The sequence below is a fragment of the Neobacillus drentensis genome, assembly GCF_036966985.1.
Taxonomy (GTDB): domain Bacteria; phylum Bacillota; class Bacilli; order Bacillales; family Cytobacillaceae; genus Neobacillus; species Neobacillus drentensis_E.
Window position 1 is genome coordinate 1 of the sequence record NZ_JBALSN010000653.1, and the last position, 1,676, is coordinate 1,676.

The window sequence follows — 1,676 nt, forward strand, 5'->3', positions numbered from 1 at the left end:
TTAAGACCGATCGTATGAAGATAACCCGCCGCGACCGCCACAATTTCATACCAGCCGCCTACATTGCATTCCCCTTCATTATTTCGGCCCATTGCTACCACCGTGCCATGGGATTTAAGCCCAATGGTACGACACCAACCCGCCGCAACTGCTACAATATCGCGCCAGTCGTTTACATCGCATTGGTCATGCTTATTCAAACCCACAGCCGCCACCGTACTGTCAGATTTAAGACCGATTGTATGAGCATTACCCGTGTTCGTCGCCATATGAACATTACCAGCCGCGACCGCCTCAATATCGCGCCAGCCGCTAACATCACATTGGCCAAATTTATTATCACCCACAGCCGTCACCGTACCGTCCGATTTAAGTCCAACGGTATGACGACGACCTGCAGCTATGGTATCTTTTGGCCACCTTTTTACCCTTAACACCGCTTCTTTCGGTGAAATGTAATTCATGTTTTACCTCCCTGAATATATCTTATTCTTAACTGTTTCCTTGTTCTTGAAAAAGAACTGTTTAAATTCGAGTTCCATGAGAACAATTGAAAGCAAAATGATCGTTCCTCCCATTACTAACTTCATGGTAAATGGTTCAAAACCAAAAGTTATAGAAAAAATGCTTCCAAATACAGATTCAAGCATCATAATAAGTCCAGCTGATGTTGCTGATGTATGTTTTTGAGCTAAAACCTGTACTGTTTGGCCCACAAACGAACATACGATTCCCATGTATAACAATGGAACGATGGCAACAGACCAATTAACGTCCGATAGATGCCCTTCCTCTACTAAGAGGAAAAACAACAATCCACCTATTGCTTGTACAGCAGCAAGTAAAAACGCAACAATACTAAAATCGGTTGTTCTAGTACTATACCCAAGGTAGGCAATAGAACCTGCGTAAAAAAACGCACAGAAAAGAGTGTATACGTCTCCAATATTCAAGTTTATCTCTTCATTCGTTATTCCTGAGATAATAGCCATTCCCAATATACAAGCAGCGATGGCAATCAAACTTTTTACTTGAAACTTTTTCCCATAAAAAATCCAAGCAATAAAAGGAATAATCACCACATACGATGCAGAGATAAAAGCATTATTCGATGGAGTGGTATACATTACACCAATCGTTTGTGTAATAAATCCACCAAAATTAAGGAGTCCGGCAATTACCCCTACTTTAAAGTCCTTGAAGGTCATTTTAAATATTTTTTTATGAAAAAACAGGAGCACGCACACAACAAAGAGAAAACCTCGAACAAAATTTATAAAACCAGCAGACACATTTACGTCCAATGCTATTTTTGTTACCACGAACCCAGAACCCCAAAAGACTGAAGTGATCAATAGCAATATATTTGCCATTAATTTTGTCATTTTCATCTATCAATTCTCCCCTTTTTGTTTACATCCCAAAAAAATCCAACTCTTCCCTTAAAAGAGTTGGATTTTATCTACTCTAATACCGTTTTTTCGCCACCCACCAAATTAAATTTTTAGAAGGGCCTGACTGCTTTATAGATTTGATTTTTTAAATATACTACATTTCCTTAATATTACAAACAGAAACTTAACCACATTACAAGCTAAGAAATCTCAAGTTTCATTATCGTACAATCATTTCCTTCATTCCCTAATATCATATAATAGCAGATTGAAAAGCTGGTG

At 38.7% G+C, this 1,676-nt stretch carries 1 protein-coding gene and 1 pseudogene; both read right to left on the minus strand.

The window, feature by feature from the left end:
- A pseudogene (locus V7659_RS29840) lies at window positions 1–464 on the minus strand (hypothetical protein); the annotation flags it as partial.
- A 3-nt stretch (window positions 465–467) separates the two neighbouring features.
- Window positions 468–1,391 carry a DMT family transporter gene (locus V7659_RS29845; RefSeq protein WP_335543651.1) on the minus strand — a complete coding sequence of 308 codons (924 nt, stop codon included), beginning with the start codon at window positions 1,389–1,391 and terminating at the stop codon, window positions 468–470.
- Between the last annotated feature and the right edge of the window lie 285 nt (window positions 1,392–1,676).

Coding starts and splice junctions, on each gene's coding strand:
- V7659_RS29845 (WP_335543651.1), bottom strand. CDS start 1,391: ATGAAAATGACAAAATTAATGGCAAATATATTGCTATTGATCACTTCA.